Below are 16,143 nucleotides of genomic sequence, written 5' to 3' on the forward strand. Positions count from 1 at the left end.
TTAAAATTTATATTGAAAAACCGCAACCGGATACCCCGCCTGAGAACCCGGTAGCAGACTGACCTTCGGTTGGGCGGCTCTGGCCCGCTGCTTCTGATTCTGAACGCCTTTGATAAACGTGGCAACGATATCGGTAACCCAGATCGCTCCGGCCAGCCGGGTAGCGAGGTAATACCGGTGGTGATGAGCGTTGGCCCGGTCGTAAAGGGGTTGAGCGGCCGTTCGGTTGCGTTGCTGTTCATAGAGCGCGTATTCGTCGCGGGACCGTTTCTTTTCGACAAGCCCGTAGGCCATCAGACCGTAACAGGTTGCCGTAATGCCGAGCCGGTGGCCAATGACGGGCCGGGGCGACTGAACAAAGATATTGCCGACGCCCGGTGCAACCACGGACAATAGAGCGAAGGCCGGGCCGCCGGGCCGGTATTTGCTTTCTTTGGCTGGTGACTCAGCCGTTGTTGGTGTCTGCGGAGCCGCTGGAGTTACGGTAACGGGTTGTGAGTTAGTTTTTTGCGCGGTCTTGACCAGGAGCGTAGCCCGAATGGGCTCGTCCAGTTCGTAGCCGTTCTCCAGGGCTTTCCAGACGATGCGCCGGTTTGGACCCGGCGCCACATCCTGTCCCCAGTCCCCGGAGAGGTACTGAGCCGCCGGATTGAGTAAGCCGTTCGTCTGGCTGCGAATGCGGAGGTACAACGAGTCGGCGGGTTGATTGCCGGTCAGGTCGTAAAGGATTTCAACCGCCGATTCATCAATGGCGTTGATGCGAATATTGGTGATGGAAACCTGACTGAGAGCGGGTAGTGCCTGAATGAGCAGCAGAAAAGCGACAAACCGTTTGGGCCAGGAACGCGTGTAGAGCTGGTGCATAGCGGGAGAGGGCTAGTTGGAGACGGTAACCAGTTGGGTGGCCGTATACCGATCGTCGCACTGATTGGCCAGAATCATGGAAACCTTGTAGGTGCCGGCTTTTTGGTAAATCACCGTGAATTGATTCCCGGAACGGTTGCGACCATCGCCCAGATCCCAGCCAACGGCGCCGATGTCGCCTTTCGGATTTTCCAGGTAAAACGTAACTTCCAGGTTAGAAACCGTGTAGCCAATACCCCCCTCCGGTTTTTCGCAGATTGGAAAGTTTTTCTGATCCAGATCAAACGGTTCACAGCCAAAACAACACAGGCTAATCAGAATCAGCGCAAGTAAGACTTTCATGATACAATTCAATAAGTCTACGAAACTAATCAAGTCGTAGGAAACGTACTTCCAAAATACGACCATTCCGGTAACGAACCAAACCTTTATGACATTGCCGGTATTTTTTTGTAAATTTATCCAATCATGCTGCCTGGGTTCTGTGAGGTATGGGGTGTACAACAACCGCGCGCAGAAACCCGCAGAGAACAAAGTGCTACTGCGTTCAAACACCGACACTTACTAATGTCCTGGTCTGCAAAAACAAAAGATGAGCTCGTGGCCGAGATTCGGCGGCTCAGCAAAGAAGTCAATATACGGAACTCCCTGGAGGGCAGTCCCGAAATTACCCACGCGACGGTTTTCGACGTAAGTAAAACCGTTGATCAACTGAATCTCATTGGATTAACGATTGAAAAGGACGGAACAGTAACCTTCTGTAACCAGTATACGTTCCGGATTACGGCCTGGCAACCCACCGACGTGATCGGGCAAAACTTTTTTGAGCTTTTCATTCCCGCAGCCGAGCGCGTCCAGGTGCAACGGTATTTTGACGATGCCATCGGCCGGGATGGGGTGTTTGAGCAGAAAGAAATCAACCTGCTGGCCAAAAGCGGGGCCGTTCGGAGTGTTCAGCTGAACTCGTTTATCATCAACAATGCCGCCGACGTGTCGGGGGTGGCGTCGTATACCATTATTGGGGAAGACGTTACAAATAAGAAGCGGGTAGCGTCGGCACTTTCATATTCCAATTCCCAGTTGCAGGATCTGGTCGACAACACCAGTGACCTGATTCAGCTCGTTACGCTTGACGGCAAATTTATGTTTGTCAACCGGGCGTGGCGCGAGACGCTGGAATACAGCTCCGACGAAATCTCATCGCTGACCCTGAGAGATGTTTTGCATCCTGATTACGCCGAAAGTACGCTCATGCGCCTGCAACGCGTGCGGGACGGTGAGAAATTTCCGTACTTCGAGACGGTATTTCAGAGCAAGCGGGGGAAAACGGTGTTTGTGTCGGGAAGCGTAAACTGCCGGTACGATCAGGGCAAACCCACGGCGTACCGTTGCATTCTGCACAACACCACGAGCCGCATTCGGGCCGAAAAAGCGCAGAAGTTGTATTACAGCATCGCCAACTGGACGCTGAATGCGACCGATCTGGATGAACTCTACCAGAATATTCACGATGAGCTGAGCAACATCATCGACGCCCGCAACTTCTTCATTGCGCTGTACGACCAGAGTAAGAGTTTTCTGTATTTTCCGTATTACGTCGATGAATACTTCACCGGGATGCGGTTTACGAAGCGCAGACTCGGCAACGGCTTGACGGAGTATGCTATTCGGGCCAACCGACCGCTGTTTCTCTACGAGCAGGATATTCAGCAACTGGCGGCAACGCAGAATCTATACCTCTACGGCCAGGTTCCGAAGGCCATGCTGTGCGTACCGCTCCGGATTGGCGAACGGATTACGGGGATTATTGGGGTGAAAGCGTACGATAAAGCCGATACCTACAATATCCGCGACCTGGAGCTGCTTGAGTTTATCTCGGGACAGGTGGCGCTGGCGATTGCCCGGAAGCAGGATGAAGCCGCTATCAACAAACAAACCGCCCGGTTGAACGCCATTTTTGACAGCAGTTCGCACCTGATCTGGTCGGTCAATAAAAGCTTCCAGCTTACGTCGTTTAACCGTAATTACAGCCGGCTGATCGAAAACCAGCTGGGCGAAGTACCGCAGCTAAATGTGACGACCGAGAAACTGGGGTGGCGCATCATCGGGCTCGAAAACCGGAAGTTGCTGGAGGAGAAATACCGGCTGGCGTTTCGGGGGTTGCCGCAAACCGTTGAACTGCACTTTCAAACGAAGAAAGGCGAAGCCTGGCTCGAAGTTCATCTGAACCCGATTTTACTTTCGGGCGGTGTAATTGAAGAGGTGTCGGGAATTGCCCGCGATATTACGGCCCGCAAACGCACGGAGCTGGAGCTTCGCGGCAGTGAAGAGAAATTCCGGGGCATTTTTGTCAACCTCCAGGATATTTATTGCCGCGTCGACCGCGAAGGACGGATTACCATGATCAGTCCGTCGGTGCTGAAACGGACGGGGTATACGCCGGAAGAAGTGCTGGGCCGACCCATTACGGATTTTGTCGATAAGCAGTACATCCGGCGGGCGCTGGTTCGGCTGATCCGGAATAAAAGCCTGCGCAATTTTGAAGCTACCTTTCAACGGAAGGACGGGACGGTTCGGCAGATCATGCTCAACATGTTGACGCTGAACGACAAGAATGGCCGGGTGGAAGAAGTGGCCGGGCTGGCCCGCGACATCACCGAACTGAAGCGCAATGCGCAGGAACTGATGAAAGCCAAAGACGAAGCGGAGCGGTCGCTGAAGGTGAAAGAGCGTTTTCTGGCCAACATGAGTCACGAAATCCGGACGCCCATGAACGGGGTAATCGGGATGATCGATCTGCTGAACGACACCCCTCTCAATCAGGAGCAGAAAGATTACGTGCAAACAATTAAAAAATCGTCGGAAACGCTGCTGAACATTCTGAACGATATCCTGGATTTGTCGAAAATCGAAGCCGGGAAAATGGTACTGCACGAAGCGCCCATCCGGTTTGAGGAAGTTTTCGAAAAACTCGTTTCGCTGTTCGGGCAGCAAGCAACCGTCAAGGGCAATAAGCTGACCTATAACCTGGCCGACGACCTGCCGAAATTCGTTATCGCCGACCAGACGCGGCTGTTGCAGATTCTATCCAACCTAACGTCCAACGCCATTAAGTTTACCGAAAACGGAGCCGTCACCGTACGGGCCACGCTGGTCGGGAAAAAAGGCAAGTTCAACCGGATTAAGGTGGAAGTGAAAGATTCCGGGATCGGTATTGCCAAAGATGACCTGGGAATCCTGTTCAATTCCTTCAGCCAGGTGGAAATGTCGTCGCGAAAGTCGTTCGGGGGCACGGGGCTGGGGCTGGCTATTTCCAAGGAACTGGCGGCTTTGATGAAAGGCAGCATTGGGGTTGATTCGGTAGCGGGAGAAGGCAGTACGTTCTGGTTTACCATCGAACTGAAAGAAACCCTGATCAGTCCGACGGCGCAGAAAGCCGATCAGGGCGAAGTGTCGTTGCAGGATGTGTTTAAAGAGCACAAACCGTATCTGCTGCTGGTTGACGACAATGCCGTCAATCGGAAAGTGGCCACCGAAATCCTGAAGAAATCGGGCTGTATCGTCGACATGGCATCGAGCGGGCAGGAAGCGATCGACAAGGTAACGGCGGCCATGGCCGAAAACGGGAAGCCGTACGAAATGATTTTCATGGATATTCAGATGCCGGACATGGATGGGGTAGAAACCACCAGTCGGCTGCGGGGCCAGTTCGGGGCTCAGCTACCGCCGGTGATTGCCATGACGGCCTATTCGATGCGCGAAGACCGGGATCGTTTTCTGAGTCAGGGCCTCGACGATTACATTGCCAAACCCATCCGGGCGCAAAGTCTGATTGCCAAGGTAAAAGAGACCGTTGATGCCCGCAAAGAGTTCAGGGAGGCCGCCCACATGCGTTCCAAGCAACTGGAAACCCTGCGGGAACTGGAAGCACCCATGATTGATACCGAGATCATTGCGCAACTGGAGCAAGTAGGGGGGCGGGACCTGGTGGTGTCGATCTACGAAGACTTTGAAATAGAAGCTACCACGCTTGTGCAGGAATCCCTGGATGCGTTTGCTATTGGCGACGTACCAACCGTCAAAAGCCATCTGCACACCCTGAAGGGGAGCGCCGGTACGATCGGCGTAGCCCGAATGGCGCAGGTCGCCCGCGAAGCTGAAGCCAAGCTGAAGGTAAACGATACGAGTTCGCTGGCCGATGATTTGCATCTGCTGGACAAAGAGTTTAAGGTTTTTATTCAGGATTACAAAGCCGCGCTGGATCGGTTAGTCGCCGAAAAAGCCGGGTAAGATATTCTATGTCAGAACGTCAGCTTATTTCGTCGGGCACGCCCTGGGAGCCCGTTGTCGGCTACAGCCGTGCTGTTCGGGTTGGAAATCTGATCGAGATCTCGGGCACTACCGCTATGGACGGGGACCGTTTAATAGGTCAGAACAACATTTATGAGCAAACCTGTTTTATTCTACAAAAGGTTAGTCGGGTGCTTGAGGAGGCCGGTGCCTCCTTGCAGGATGTAGTACGTACAAGGATGTACGTTATCGATATTTCGCAATGGCAGGAAGCCGGTCGGGCGCATGGCGAAGTATTTAAAGAAATACGCCCGGCTACGTCCATGGTGGAGGTCAATGCGTTAATTCATCCTGATTTATTGATCGAAATTGAAGTGACGGCGGTAGTAAATTGATTTAAATTATTTTAGCTAAATAATAAACCAATTTTCAAGGCCGGTTATTTGCATTAAAGTTTCTTGATGTATTTTTGTCTGAAATTAGTAGCGTAAGCGCCTACTAATCAGTTTATTGCATACCAATAGGTAAGTATTGAAAAAATGATGCCAGAACTGGAAGAAACGGGTAAAGAAAATATCCCTATTGAGTTAACGATTAAAAAAGCAGTAGAAGTTATTTGCGGGAAGTGGAGACTAGTAATTGTCCATCTGTTACGTGATAAAACGCTCCGGTACGGGGAAATCAAACGGTTGATGCCCGGTATAAGCGAAAAAGTTCTGGTTCACGAATTGAAACAATTGGTAGAATTGGGAATGGTTGAAAAGCAATCATACGGCGAAGTGCCGCCCCGCGTCGAATACCGGCTCAACGAGAAAGGCCGTACGGTTTTGCCGGTTATTGATCTTCTCGGTCAGGTAGGAAAAGTGTTTATTTAACAAAGATTCAGGCAGTAAGGTCAGTTCTTACTGCCTGAACTCTTATTAAAAATCAAACAGGCGGTATCCTACGGCAATCGTTGCATAGCCAATATAGCCCGTAATGCCGCTGTCGTTGAAGACTCCGCCGACGGGCAGGCCATACCGGAGGTCAACTTCCAGCCGTTTGAGCAGCGTAAGTCCGGCACCCAGTTCAACGCCGAAATTGAAATTTTTCACTTGCAGAATACCGGCCTGCTCTGGGTCGGTCAGATCCACTTTGTCGGATATGGAAACGGGGAAACTCGGGTTTGGTCCCACCTGACCGGAAGCCGTCCGCGCTGCCTCCGATTTCTGGGTAAACAGAAACGTTGGACCGCCGTAGATTCGCCATTTCCCTTCCTGCCCTTGCTTCCCAATATAAACAGGGATGTTAACCGAATTGAGAACGGGGTCGGATGTCGTATTCAGGTTTGCAAACAAGGTGCCAACTGGAATATTTGGAATGGTCACGCCAAACTCCGAAGCAGCAGCTACGTCAATGCGATCAATGTTGGCCTTTTGCTTCAGGGCCAGTTTGGAATAACTCACCTCAGCCTGCAGAAAAAAACGGCTGAATGTCTTCCGAACCCATACTCCTCCGAGGTAGCCGGTTCCGATTCCGTTGTTCTCGTTTCGAATTTTGGGGATCTCCAAACCCGGTGCTAATGTTCGGGCCGGAATGGTTGTAAAGCCGTGCATGAAGGTTCCGCCCCCCCTGACTCCCAGTGCAATAGTACCCTGCGCCTGGGCCGTTGTGGCCATCAGCAACACAATCCACACAACGCCAAAGAATTTCATTTCGCTCAAAATAAGTCTGGTTTGCCTTTTTTCAATATCAAAGTACCGCAAGAACGCAAAAGTCCGGCAAGGCAAAAACAGAACACGAAAGATTTTGTCGCGGATGAATTACCTGTAGATTACTCGGACGTCTAAAATAGGATTGTTATGTAACCAGAAAATCGGCGTCAAACAGTTAGGGGACATTTGCAGTTGTTTTAGTTAAATCATTTAAAGTACTCAAAAACACACAAACGAAACACACATGGGACTGCTCAGTTTTTTCAAGGGTGTAGGAGAAAAAGTATTCGGCAAAGAACACGAGGCTCCGGCTGCCGAACCAGCCAAAGCGGCCGAAGTAGAGCCGTTGAAAGCCAGCGCACTGCTCAATCACGTAAAGCAGCTTGGCCTGTCTTATAAGAAATTAACCGTCAAAACGGCGGGCGACACCGTCGTTCTGGAAGGTGAAGTGGCTACCCAGGAAGATGCCGAGAAATTGGCCCTGGCTGTTGGTAACGTTGAAGGGGTGCATCAGGTCGATAACCGTCTGGTGGTTGACACACCGGAACCCGAAGGCCAGTTTCATACCGTCGAAGAAGGAGATACATTATCGGCCATCTCCAAGAAAGTCTACGGCGACCCAATGAAGTACGGTATTATTTTTGAAGCCAACAAACCGATGCTGAAAAGCCCCGATCTGATTTATCCGGGTCAAGTGCTGCGAATTCCGCGGTTGTAAACCAAGATAGTTTTCATAAAAAAGCCCCGTACAGTGAATGTACGGGGCTTTTTTATGAAGCTAAACCGTTACTCAGCTCTGAAATGCGGGTTTTCAATAATACCCAGAACATTGCCAAACGGGTCTTTTACGCTGGCAACTTTGATGTCTTCACCCACTTCTTCAATGCCCGAATGGAGGCTGGCCCCGTGGCTCATCAGATGTTCCCAGGCTTTCTCGATATTCGGAACGCCCCAGTAGGTAATGGTACTGCCGTCAGACGGTTTTGCCGCCGGGTCTAGCCCCAGTTCATAACCACCCACTGAAAATCCTACGTAGAATGGCTCATCAAAATACGGCTTAATACCCAAGATGGTTGAATACCAGCTTTTTGCGTAAACCAGATCGGGTGCCGCATAAATAACCGTTCGTAGGCCCAGAAAAGCGGATGCCATATAAATGGAAAGAGTTGTCCACCGCGGTTGGGTCCGCGAATGGAAATGAAATGGAAAAATAAGAAAAAAGATTAAATAGCGGGTAGAGAATTTCTTTTCCGGTTTATACTCCTTCCTGAAACCAGACAATTGGTGTCTGGTTTTCTAAGCATAAAATTTTGTCGGGTGAATCCGAAGTCTGGTTCCTATACGTTCCGCTGGTCAACCGCAGCCCCGGGTAATTTACTGGAATTGTCAGCCTTTATTTATTGATTTTTTGGCGAATCTTACCAATTTTACATCTAAATTTGAAACCTTAACTTGTTTCGCTAAGCAAACAAAAGACGTGATATTAATTGACCTGAACAGTTTGTATGTCAAAGAAGAAACAATCACCATCAGGACAAAAACCGCCCATCCGGCCTGCCATCGGAGCAACTAAGCCAACTCCCCGCTCCCCGGTTTCTGGCCCTCCACAACAGCCGGCTTCAAGTTCCCCCGTGTCGGAACCTCTGGCATCGCATCCGATTCAGTGGCTCTGGGCCTTGCTCATTGCGGCTGTATCCTTTGCATTGTATGCCAACACGTTCAACCACGGTCTGGCACTCGACGACATTGCCGCCATCACGCAAAATCTGTTTGTTCAGAAGGGGATTGAGGGTATTCCGGATTTGCTTAAAACCGAATTCTGGCATTTCAGTAATATTTCACTGGGCTACTACCGGCCGCTGGCTCTCATCACGTTTGCCTTGGAAAAAGAGTTTTTCAATGCCGACCCGCACATCAGCCACATCATTAACGGGATCCTGTATGGATTAACGGGTTTCTTTTTGGTGATTTTGTTACAGAAGTGGATGCCCGGGCGGACGGTTTTAACGACACTCATTGCCCTGTTATTTGTGACGCACCCGCTGCACACGGAGGTCGTGGCCAACATCAAAAGCCGGGACGAAATGCTCAGCTTCCTGTTTCTCACGCTGGTGATGCTGACTTACTGGAAATTCCTGGAAACAAAAGAAAAAGGCTGGATTGCGTTTTCAGCTTTCTGGATGTACCTCACGTACTTGTCCAAAGAATCGTCGCTAGTTGGGTTGGGACTAATCGTTATCATGCAGTATACCTTCGCCAAACGCACATTCTGGCAGTCGCTGATCAGCATCTGGCCGTATCTGATCGTGACGGCGCTGTTTTTCTGGCAGAAGAAAGCGATGATTGGCACCTTGAGCGGGAATCCGCCGGTCGATTGGGCCAATTACCCTTATGCCCTGGAAAACACGAAGTTCCTGACCACCTTCAAGTTTTTCGCTCAGTACCTGCGTCTGTTGATTTTCCCGCTGCATTTATCCTATGACTATTCCTATAACGTCATTCCGTCCGGGAAACTGGGTGATTGGGAAACCCTGCTGGGGCTGTTTACCTTCGGCGGACTGGTCTGGCTGGCCTGGAAGGGATTCTGGCAACGGTCGCTCTGGGGCTTCGGGCTAACCTGGATGTTTATCACCATGACGCCGGGTCTGGGTTTTGTCCTGTTTCGGGGCGGCATTCTGGCCGAACGGTTTTTATATGCCCCAATCCTGGGCTTTGCCGTAGCCGTCATTGCCGGGCTCGATCTTTTGCTGTCCAAACGGCTGGATTTGGCTGACAACAAGCCGGTTTTAAAGCGATACGGTATTTTGATTGGCTTGTGCCTGGTCGTTGGTAGTTTGTTCAGCTTTCGAACGGTGGTGCGTAACAAAGACTGGAAGGATAATTTTACCCTCTTCACCAGCGGTCTGGATTATGCATCCAATAGTTGTCAGGTAAACCGGCACGTGGCCAACGAGTGGATCAATAAATGCGCGGAGGAGAAAGATCCCAAAAAGAAACGGTATTACTTCAACAAGGTCATTTACCACCTGCAACGGTCGACGGAGATTTATCCTGGCTTCGGGGAAGCGTTCTTTTCGATTGCTTACTCGTATCAGAAGCTGATTCCCAACCGGGATTCGGCGGTATATTATTACAAACAGGCCATTCGCGCGTCGTCAAACTACGCACCGGCTTACAACAACCTCGGCGTAATTTACCAGAACGAACGGCGCTACCACCTGGCGTCCTACTTCTACAACATGTCGATGATGGTGAACCCGGCTTACCAGGATGGGCGCAACAACTGGGAGGGTTTACGAAAACAGCTCGGAATTGACGTGAAAATCCTACCGGACAGCCTGAAAAACGAAGCCGTTTTGTCGGTTGCACCAACGCCAACGACGGTACCAAACCTGCGCTTTCCGGTTCAATAAGACGGCTACCAAGGGGCTTTCAACTAAAAACCCGTACCGGATTTAACCGGTACGGGTTTTTTGTGCTACTTGTTTTCTTCGAAGGAGTTACTTCGCGTATGCTACCGAACGCATCTCCCGGATCACCGTAATTTTGATCTGCCCCGGATACTGCATTTCTTTTTCGATTTTCTGCGAAATATCAAACGAGAGCGTATTGGCTTTTTCGTCGGTCACGTTTTCGGCATCCACCATCACGCGCAGTTCACGACCGGCCTGTATGGCGTAGCATTTGAGAACGCCCTGGAAGCTCATCGCCAGTTCTTCAAGTTCCTTCAGGCGTTTGATGTAGGATTCCATCATCTCCCGACGGGCACCCGGCCGTGAGCCCGAAACCGCATCACAGACCTGGACGATGGGGGAGATCAGGCTGGTCATTTCGATTTCGTCGTGGTGAGCCCCAATGGCGTTGCACACTTCGGGGTGTTCTTTGTATTTCTTGGCCAGCTCCATGCCCAGAACCGCGTGCGGCAGTTCGGCTTCCTCCGGCCAGACTTTCCCGATGTCGTGCAGCAGTCCGGCGCGTTTAGCCAGTTTAGCGTTCAGTCCCAGTTCGGCGGCCATTGTAGCGCAGAGCTTGGCAACCTCGCGGGAGTGTTGCAGCAGGTTCTGACCATAGCTCGACCGGAAGCGCATCCGGCCGACCATTTTGATCAATTCGGGGTGCAAACCGTGAATTCCCAGGTCGATAACCGTCCGTTCGCCAATTTCCACAATTTCGTCTTCGATGTTCTTGCGGGTTTTGGCCACAATTTCCTCAATCCGGGCGGGGTGAATCCGGCCATCCTGCACGAGCCGGTGCAGCGACAGACGGGCAATTTCGCGCCGGACGGGATCAAAGCCGGAAATGATAATGGCTTCCGGTGTGTCATCCACAATGATTTCAACCCCCGTAGCGGCTTCCAGCGCCCGGATGTTCCGGCCTTCGCGGCCAATCACTTTACCCTTGATATCGTCGCTTTCAATGTTGAAAACCGATACGCAGTTCTCGATCGCGTGTTCGGTCGCCGTCCGCTGAATGGTTTCGATTACCACTTTTTTGGCTTCCTTGGTCGCCGTCAGCTTGGCTTCTTCAACCACGCTTTTGATGTAGGACGACGCCCGCGAATCGGCTTCGGCTTTCAGGGCGTCCACGAGTTGTTCGCGGGCCTGGTCGGCGGTGAGGTTGGCAATTTTTTCCAGTGCTTCTACCTGCTGCTGGCGCATCCGCTCGGCTTCTTCCCGGCGTTTGCCAACGGATTCCATCTGCTGATCGAGCTTGGCTTTCTGCTGATCCAGTTCGGCTTCCCGGCGTTTATATTGTTCAGCTTGCTGCTGGAGTTGTTGTTCGCGTTGCTTAAGCTTATTCTCGTTGGTAATCAGGATGTTTTTCTTTCGGTTGGTGTCTTCCTCAAATTCGGCTTTCAGTTTAAGGTACTTTTCACGAGCTTCCAGAATGCGGTCTTTCTTGATATTGTCAGCCGTCAATTCGGCGTTTTTGATAATCTCCGCCGACCGAGCTTCGGCGTCTTTTTCACGCTGGGTAAATAGGCGGCTCAGTAGCTTCCGGCCAATGTAAATGCCCACTGCTATCGAAACAATGTCCGACAGGAGCATTACCCAGAAATCGATTTTATTCATGGTCCGTAGACGTTTGTGTGAAAAATAGAACTCCCACAGACAACTACAGTGCCGAAAAAGAAGCAAGCCGACTTTTCAGCCAGCGAGTGAAAGGGTAGGAAGAAGATCGGTTTTACGTTGCTACCATCCAATAAATCAGGTTGTTAACGTTGAGTCGATCAGCTCGTCTAAACGGCTTATCCGTTGTGCTATCTTATCTTGCAGGGCCGTTCGTTCATGGCGCGCTTCCAGCCACCTTACGGTATTCATGACGGCCACTACCGCCAGAATATCCTGGTCGTCGCGCTTTTTTTTCTTATTCTTCTCCTCTAAAAAGCGTTCATTGACCAGACGACCGGCTTCACGGGCCGTTTCTTCGTCTTCGGGACGAACGCTCAAGGGGTAAGTTCGGCCTGCAATTCGGATATTTATTGGCAATAATTCTTCCATCCGTACAGCTTGTCGGTCCGGCGTCAAAAGGAATACGCCTTTCAACAAGCCGGTTATATGCTTTATGACAAGTCACTCAAATAGGCAATACACCGATCCAATTCTTCGATGTACACCGTCAATTTTTGCTTCAATTCAGCAGCCGTTGCTGCGTCGTTGAGTTTGTTATTTACAATCTTATGAATATTTGTTGGTTTTGAAAACTCTTTTGGCAAATTATTCGCCATTTTTTCCAATTGTTTCAGTTGATTCTGCTGTTTCGCCAGGTCATTGCTTAAGTTCGTCTTTTCTTTGATCAACTCAGCTTTGTCCTTTTGCAGAACCACAATTGTTTGTTCCAGTTCCTGAATACGTTGTCCGTCCGCGTTGATCCTTTCGATCAAGCTGTAGAGCTTTTCCTCGAAGGAATCCATTCGTGAAAAGACCGACGACGTATTGCTCATAAGAAGTGGAACTTATTTTCGAATCACGGCACCCAATTCTCGTTCGAAGGCCGACATCAGCCGGTTCATCGTTTTATCAATAACCGCATCGTTCAGCGTCTGGGCAGGGTCTTGCAAGATAAAACTGACCGAATACGACTTTTTCCCTTTTTCCAGATTTTCTCCTTCGTAAACGTCAAACACGTTCAGGTCGCGGAGGAGTTTGCGCTCGGTCAGGTAAGCCAGCCGGCTGATTTGCGCATAGGTGACACCCGTATCGAGTACCAGCGATAAATCACGCCTAACTTCCGGAAACCGGGATACCTCCTCAAATGCCACTTTGCCGTTGTAAAGCTTCAGCAAGTACTGCCAGTCAAAATCGGCGTAAAAAACCGCTTGCTTGAGGTCAACCTGTTTGGTCAGACCGGCTTTCACCAGACCCAGCGATACCAGCGGCTTTTTGTTGACCAGCAACGTCAAGCCATACTGGAAGATGGCAGGATCAGCGGGTTGGCTATCAGTGAATTTAACCCGGAACGATGTCAGGATTCGCTGCACCACAGCCGCCAGATCATGGTAGCTGACGCCGGCATCAGCGGGCCGCTGGTTACCCGTCAGCCAGCTTTCCGATTGCGTCCGTCCGGTCATCCAGATGCCCAGCCGGGGCCGTTCGAAAAACCGTTCGTCGTTGCGGCTGTAGATCTTCCCAAACTCAAAGATTCTCAGATCTTTCTGACGCCGGTTGATGTTGTACACCAGCGTTTCCAGGCCGGAGAAGAGCAGCGTCTGCCGCATCACCGACAAGTCTTCGCTCAGCGGATTGAGCAACTGCACGTCGGCATTGGGCAGGGTGGGCCGAACGGCGTCGTGGTAGGCCGGACGGGTCAGCGAGTTAGTCATGGTTTCGTAAAAACCGTTGGCCGCCAGCAACTGACTGGCGCGCGCCTGCAACTGATCGGGATCGGTTTCCGGCGTTTCAGACAGGTAGTCGGCCGCCAGATAGTCCGAAATCGGAACGTTGTCGAGACCGTAAATGCGCAGAATTTCTTCAATGACATCGGCTTCGCGTTCCACATCCACCCGGTAGGGGGGCACCAGCGCCGTAAAGCCTTCTTCGGACGCATCTGCCACGCGAATGTCCAGGCTCTCCAGAATCCGGGTGATTTCGGGCCGGTCGATTGCAATACCGATCAGCCGGTCAACATTCCGGTAGCGGATGGCCACCTGACGGTCGGAAACCGGATTGGGGTAAAGGTCTGTGATCGCCGAACTGACGGTTCCTCCGGCAACTTCCTGCAGGAGCAGAGCCGCCCGTTTGAGCGCAAAAACCGGCATGTTGGGGTCCGTACCGCGTTCGAAACGGAACGAAGCATCGGTTTTTAAACCGTGATGCTGGGAGGTACGCCGAATCCAGGCTGCATCGAAATAGGCCGATTCCAGGAAAATCCGGGTTGTCTGGGCCGTTACGCCCGACTTCTGCCCGCCGAACACGCCGGCAATGCACATGGGTTCGCTGGCGTTGCAGATCATCAGATCGTTGGCCGACAGTTTGCGTTCAACCCCGTCGAGCGTTACAAACGGGGTTCCTTCGGCGACGGTTTTAACGATTACCTGCCCTCCGGCAATCTGATCGGCATCGAAGGCGTGGAGAGGCTGGCCTAGTTCATGACAAACGTAGTTGGTGATATCCACGACGTTGTTGATTGGGTTCAGGCCAATCGCCCGCAGTCGCTGCTTCAGCCAGTCGGGCGATTCGGCTACGGTCAGGCCGTCGATGGTCAGGCCCGTGTAGCGCGGGGCGCCTTCCGGCGTTTCGACCAAAACCGTGACCGGCAGGTTCTGATTGTCAACCTTAAACGCATCAACCGAGGGCCATTGGACGGGCCGTTGCAAGACGGCTTTCAGGTCGCGGGCTACACCCAGGTGCGACGCAGCGTCGGCCCGGTTGGGCGTCAGGCCAATTTCAATCTGGTAATCGGCTTCCAGTCCGAAATAAGTAACGGCCGGTGTTCCGTTCGGCAGGTCGGTGTCGAGAACCATAATACCGGCGTGCGACGTGCCCAGCCCGATTTCGTCCTCCGCGCAAATCATCCCTTCGGAGGCTGCACCCCGAATTTTTGCCTTTTTAATGGTAAACGGTTCACCACTGGTCGGATGCAGGGTAGCACCGACCAGCGCCACGATCACTTTCTGTCCGGCCTGAACGTTGGGGGCTCCGCAAACAATGTTCAATGGAGCGGATTGGCCTGCATCAACCGTCGTCAGGCTTAATTTATCGGCTTCGGGGTGCTTTTCACACGTCAGGACCTCGCCGATCACGACGCCTTCCAACCCCCCGGGAATAGACTCTATTTTTTCAATACTTTCAACCTCTAAGCCGGTACTGGTTAATAACTTACCAATAGTTTCCGGATCTTCGGTCAGGCTCACCAACTGACTGAGCCATTGATATGAAATCTTCATACAGTAACTGGAAATGGATTACAAAGATAGCTATGATTCCAGTGATTAGGGCGATTTTTTTTAAATGGTAACGAGGGGCATGAACAATGGATTGCCCGGCGGCAGCCAAGCAACTTTCTTTATTTGGTTTTCATCCGCAAACTCCGGCATCAGGGTTCGGAATATTTCTCCCCGGCCTTCACGTCAACAGGAAGTGTGTTCTCGGCGGGTGGCACCGGGCAGGCGTATTCGTGGTTGTAGGCACAGTAAGGGTTATACGCTTCGTTGAAGTCGATCACCAGCCGGTTTTCCTTGACATCGTCATCGCTGAAATCCAGGTACCGCCCCCCGCCGTAGGTTTCTTTCCCGCTCGTTTTGTCCTTGAACAAAATGGACAGCGTGTTTTCGTGCTTGAGTACGAGCAGACGGCAAATCTCGTCCTGGAGCGTAAAAACCGCGTGGGCGTATTTCTCGTAAACCTGTTCGCTGCCATCGGTTAGCCGGACGACGAGTTTTTTCTTATCGGCAAACGGTTCGAGCCGGGCCTGAACGCGGTAGGCGGGGTCCGGATTAAAATAAATCAGGCGGCTTATCTGGCTTTTATCGGTAAAGGGCGATTCGTTGCTGGTTCGGAAAAACTCTTCTTTATCTTTTCGTTTCTGCGCAACTTCCAGACGGTAAGTTTCGGGATTCCCTACTGCGGGGGTGTCGACGTTGCCGCCGTCAAAAAACGAATAATAAATGATGGCTAGCACAATCAGGAAGAGGCCCACCAGCACGAAACGATTCCGAGGCATATCCGTAGATGATTTAAAGCCGTGAAATTACAGATTCCTGCAATGATTTAGCAACGGAATTTAGACAAGCCCGCAAAGAAGCAAAGAATTGGTTTGGTTATTGTACAAGCATTTATTGTGTATATTTAGAAAA

General features: G+C 51.4%; 14 protein-coding genes. 5 read left to right on the forward strand and 9 right to left on the reverse strand.

The annotated features are described in order from the left end of the window. Positions 1 to 864 (reverse strand): hypothetical protein, encoded by an 864-nt coding sequence (locus OQ371_RS14330; RefSeq protein ID WP_265988704.1) that lies wholly within the window; start codon positions 862 to 864, stop codon positions 1 to 3. A 12-nt stretch (positions 865 to 876) separates the two neighbouring features. Then, positions 877 to 1,206 carry a PKD domain-containing protein gene (locus OQ371_RS14335; RefSeq protein WP_265988706.1) on the reverse strand — a complete coding sequence of 110 codons (330 nt, stop codon included), beginning with the start codon at positions 1,204 to 1,206 and terminating at the stop codon, positions 877 to 879. Positions 1,207 to 1,431: 225 nt separating this feature from the next. Here OQ371_RS14335 and OQ371_RS14340 point away from each other — a divergent pair, with 225 nt between their 5' ends. From OQ371_RS14340 to OQ371_RS14350, 3 genes are all read left to right on the forward strand, one after another. Further along, positions 1,432 to 5,154: a PAS domain S-box protein gene (locus OQ371_RS14340; protein ID WP_265988708.1), complete on the forward strand. Its 3,723-nt coding sequence runs from the start codon at positions 1,432 to 1,434 to the stop codon at positions 5,152 to 5,154. An 8-nt stretch (positions 5,155 to 5,162) separates the two neighbouring features. Further along, the gene (locus tag OQ371_RS14345; RefSeq protein WP_265988710.1) at positions 5,163 to 5,549 is read left to right on the forward strand and encodes a RidA family protein; all 387 of its coding nucleotides are present in this window, start codon (positions 5,163 to 5,165) and stop codon (positions 5,547 to 5,549) included. A gap of 147 nt (positions 5,550 to 5,696) precedes the next feature. Further along, positions 5,697 to 6,029 (forward strand): winged helix-turn-helix transcriptional regulator, encoded by a 333-nt coding sequence (locus tag OQ371_RS14350; RefSeq protein WP_265994310.1) that lies wholly within the window; start codon positions 5,697 to 5,699, stop codon positions 6,027 to 6,029. 45 nt (positions 6,030 to 6,074) lie between these two features. Here OQ371_RS14350 and OQ371_RS14355 read toward each other — a convergent pair whose 3' ends face one another. Continuing rightward, positions 6,075 to 6,848 carry an outer membrane beta-barrel protein gene (locus tag OQ371_RS14355; RefSeq protein ID WP_265994311.1) on the reverse strand — a complete coding sequence of 258 codons (774 nt, stop codon included), beginning with the start codon at positions 6,846 to 6,848 and terminating at the stop codon, positions 6,075 to 6,077. Positions 6,849 to 7,092: 244 nt separating this feature from the next. Between OQ371_RS14355 and lysM the strand changes: the two genes are divergently transcribed. After that, positions 7,093 to 7,566: a peptidoglycan-binding protein LysM gene (lysM, locus tag OQ371_RS14360; protein WP_265988712.1), complete on the forward strand. Its 474-nt coding sequence runs from the start codon at positions 7,093 to 7,095 to the stop codon at positions 7,564 to 7,566. Positions 7,567 to 7,634: 68 nt separating this feature from the next. Here lysM and OQ371_RS14365 read toward each other — a convergent pair whose 3' ends face one another. Beyond that, the gene (locus OQ371_RS14365; RefSeq protein WP_265988713.1) at positions 7,635 to 8,000 is read right to left on the reverse strand and encodes a VOC family protein; all 366 of its coding nucleotides are present in this window, start codon (positions 7,998 to 8,000) and stop codon (positions 7,635 to 7,637) included. A gap of 479 nt (positions 8,001 to 8,479) precedes the next feature. On the opposite strand from OQ371_RS14365, the gene OQ371_RS14370 reads away from it, so the two are divergent. Beyond that, complete coding sequence (locus tag OQ371_RS14370) at positions 8,480 to 10,261, forward strand: tetratricopeptide repeat protein (protein WP_265988714.1); 1,782 nt, start codon at positions 8,480 to 8,482, stop codon at positions 10,259 to 10,261. 87 nt (positions 10,262 to 10,348) lie between these two features. Here the strand turns inward: OQ371_RS14370 and rny are convergent, their stop codons facing one another. The 5 genes from rny to OQ371_RS14395 form a co-directional block, all read right to left on the reverse strand. Continuing rightward, positions 10,349 to 11,920 carry a ribonuclease Y gene (rny, locus tag OQ371_RS14375; protein WP_265988715.1) on the reverse strand — a complete coding sequence of 524 codons (1,572 nt, stop codon included), beginning with the start codon at positions 11,918 to 11,920 and terminating at the stop codon, positions 10,349 to 10,351. 135 nt (positions 11,921 to 12,055) lie between these two features. Continuing rightward, positions 12,056 to 12,349, reverse strand: coding sequence for a cell division protein ZapA (locus OQ371_RS14380; protein ID WP_265994312.1), 294 nt, complete (start codon positions 12,347 to 12,349; stop codon positions 12,056 to 12,058). Between the two features lie 62 nt (positions 12,350 to 12,411). Further along, on the reverse strand, positions 12,412 to 12,762 hold the full coding sequence (locus tag OQ371_RS14385; RefSeq protein WP_265988716.1) for a hypothetical protein: 351 nt from the start codon (positions 12,760 to 12,762) through the stop codon (positions 12,412 to 12,414). 42 nt (positions 12,763 to 12,804) lie between these two features. Continuing rightward, on the reverse strand, positions 12,805 to 15,234 hold the full coding sequence (pheT, locus tag OQ371_RS14390) for a phenylalanine--tRNA ligase subunit beta (RefSeq protein WP_265988717.1): 2,430 nt from the start codon (positions 15,232 to 15,234) through the stop codon (positions 12,805 to 12,807). Between the two features lie 149 nt (positions 15,235 to 15,383). After that, a complete protein-coding gene (locus tag OQ371_RS14395) occupies positions 15,384 to 16,010 on the reverse strand; it encodes a DUF1684 domain-containing protein (RefSeq protein WP_265988719.1) in 627 nt (208 codons plus the stop codon). Positions 16,011 to 16,143 lie beyond the last annotated feature (133 nt).

The sequence above is a fragment of the Larkinella insperata genome (genome assembly GCF_026248825.1).
In the GTDB taxonomy this organism is placed as follows: Bacteria; Bacteroidota; Bacteroidia; order Cytophagales; family Spirosomataceae; genus Larkinella; species Larkinella insperata.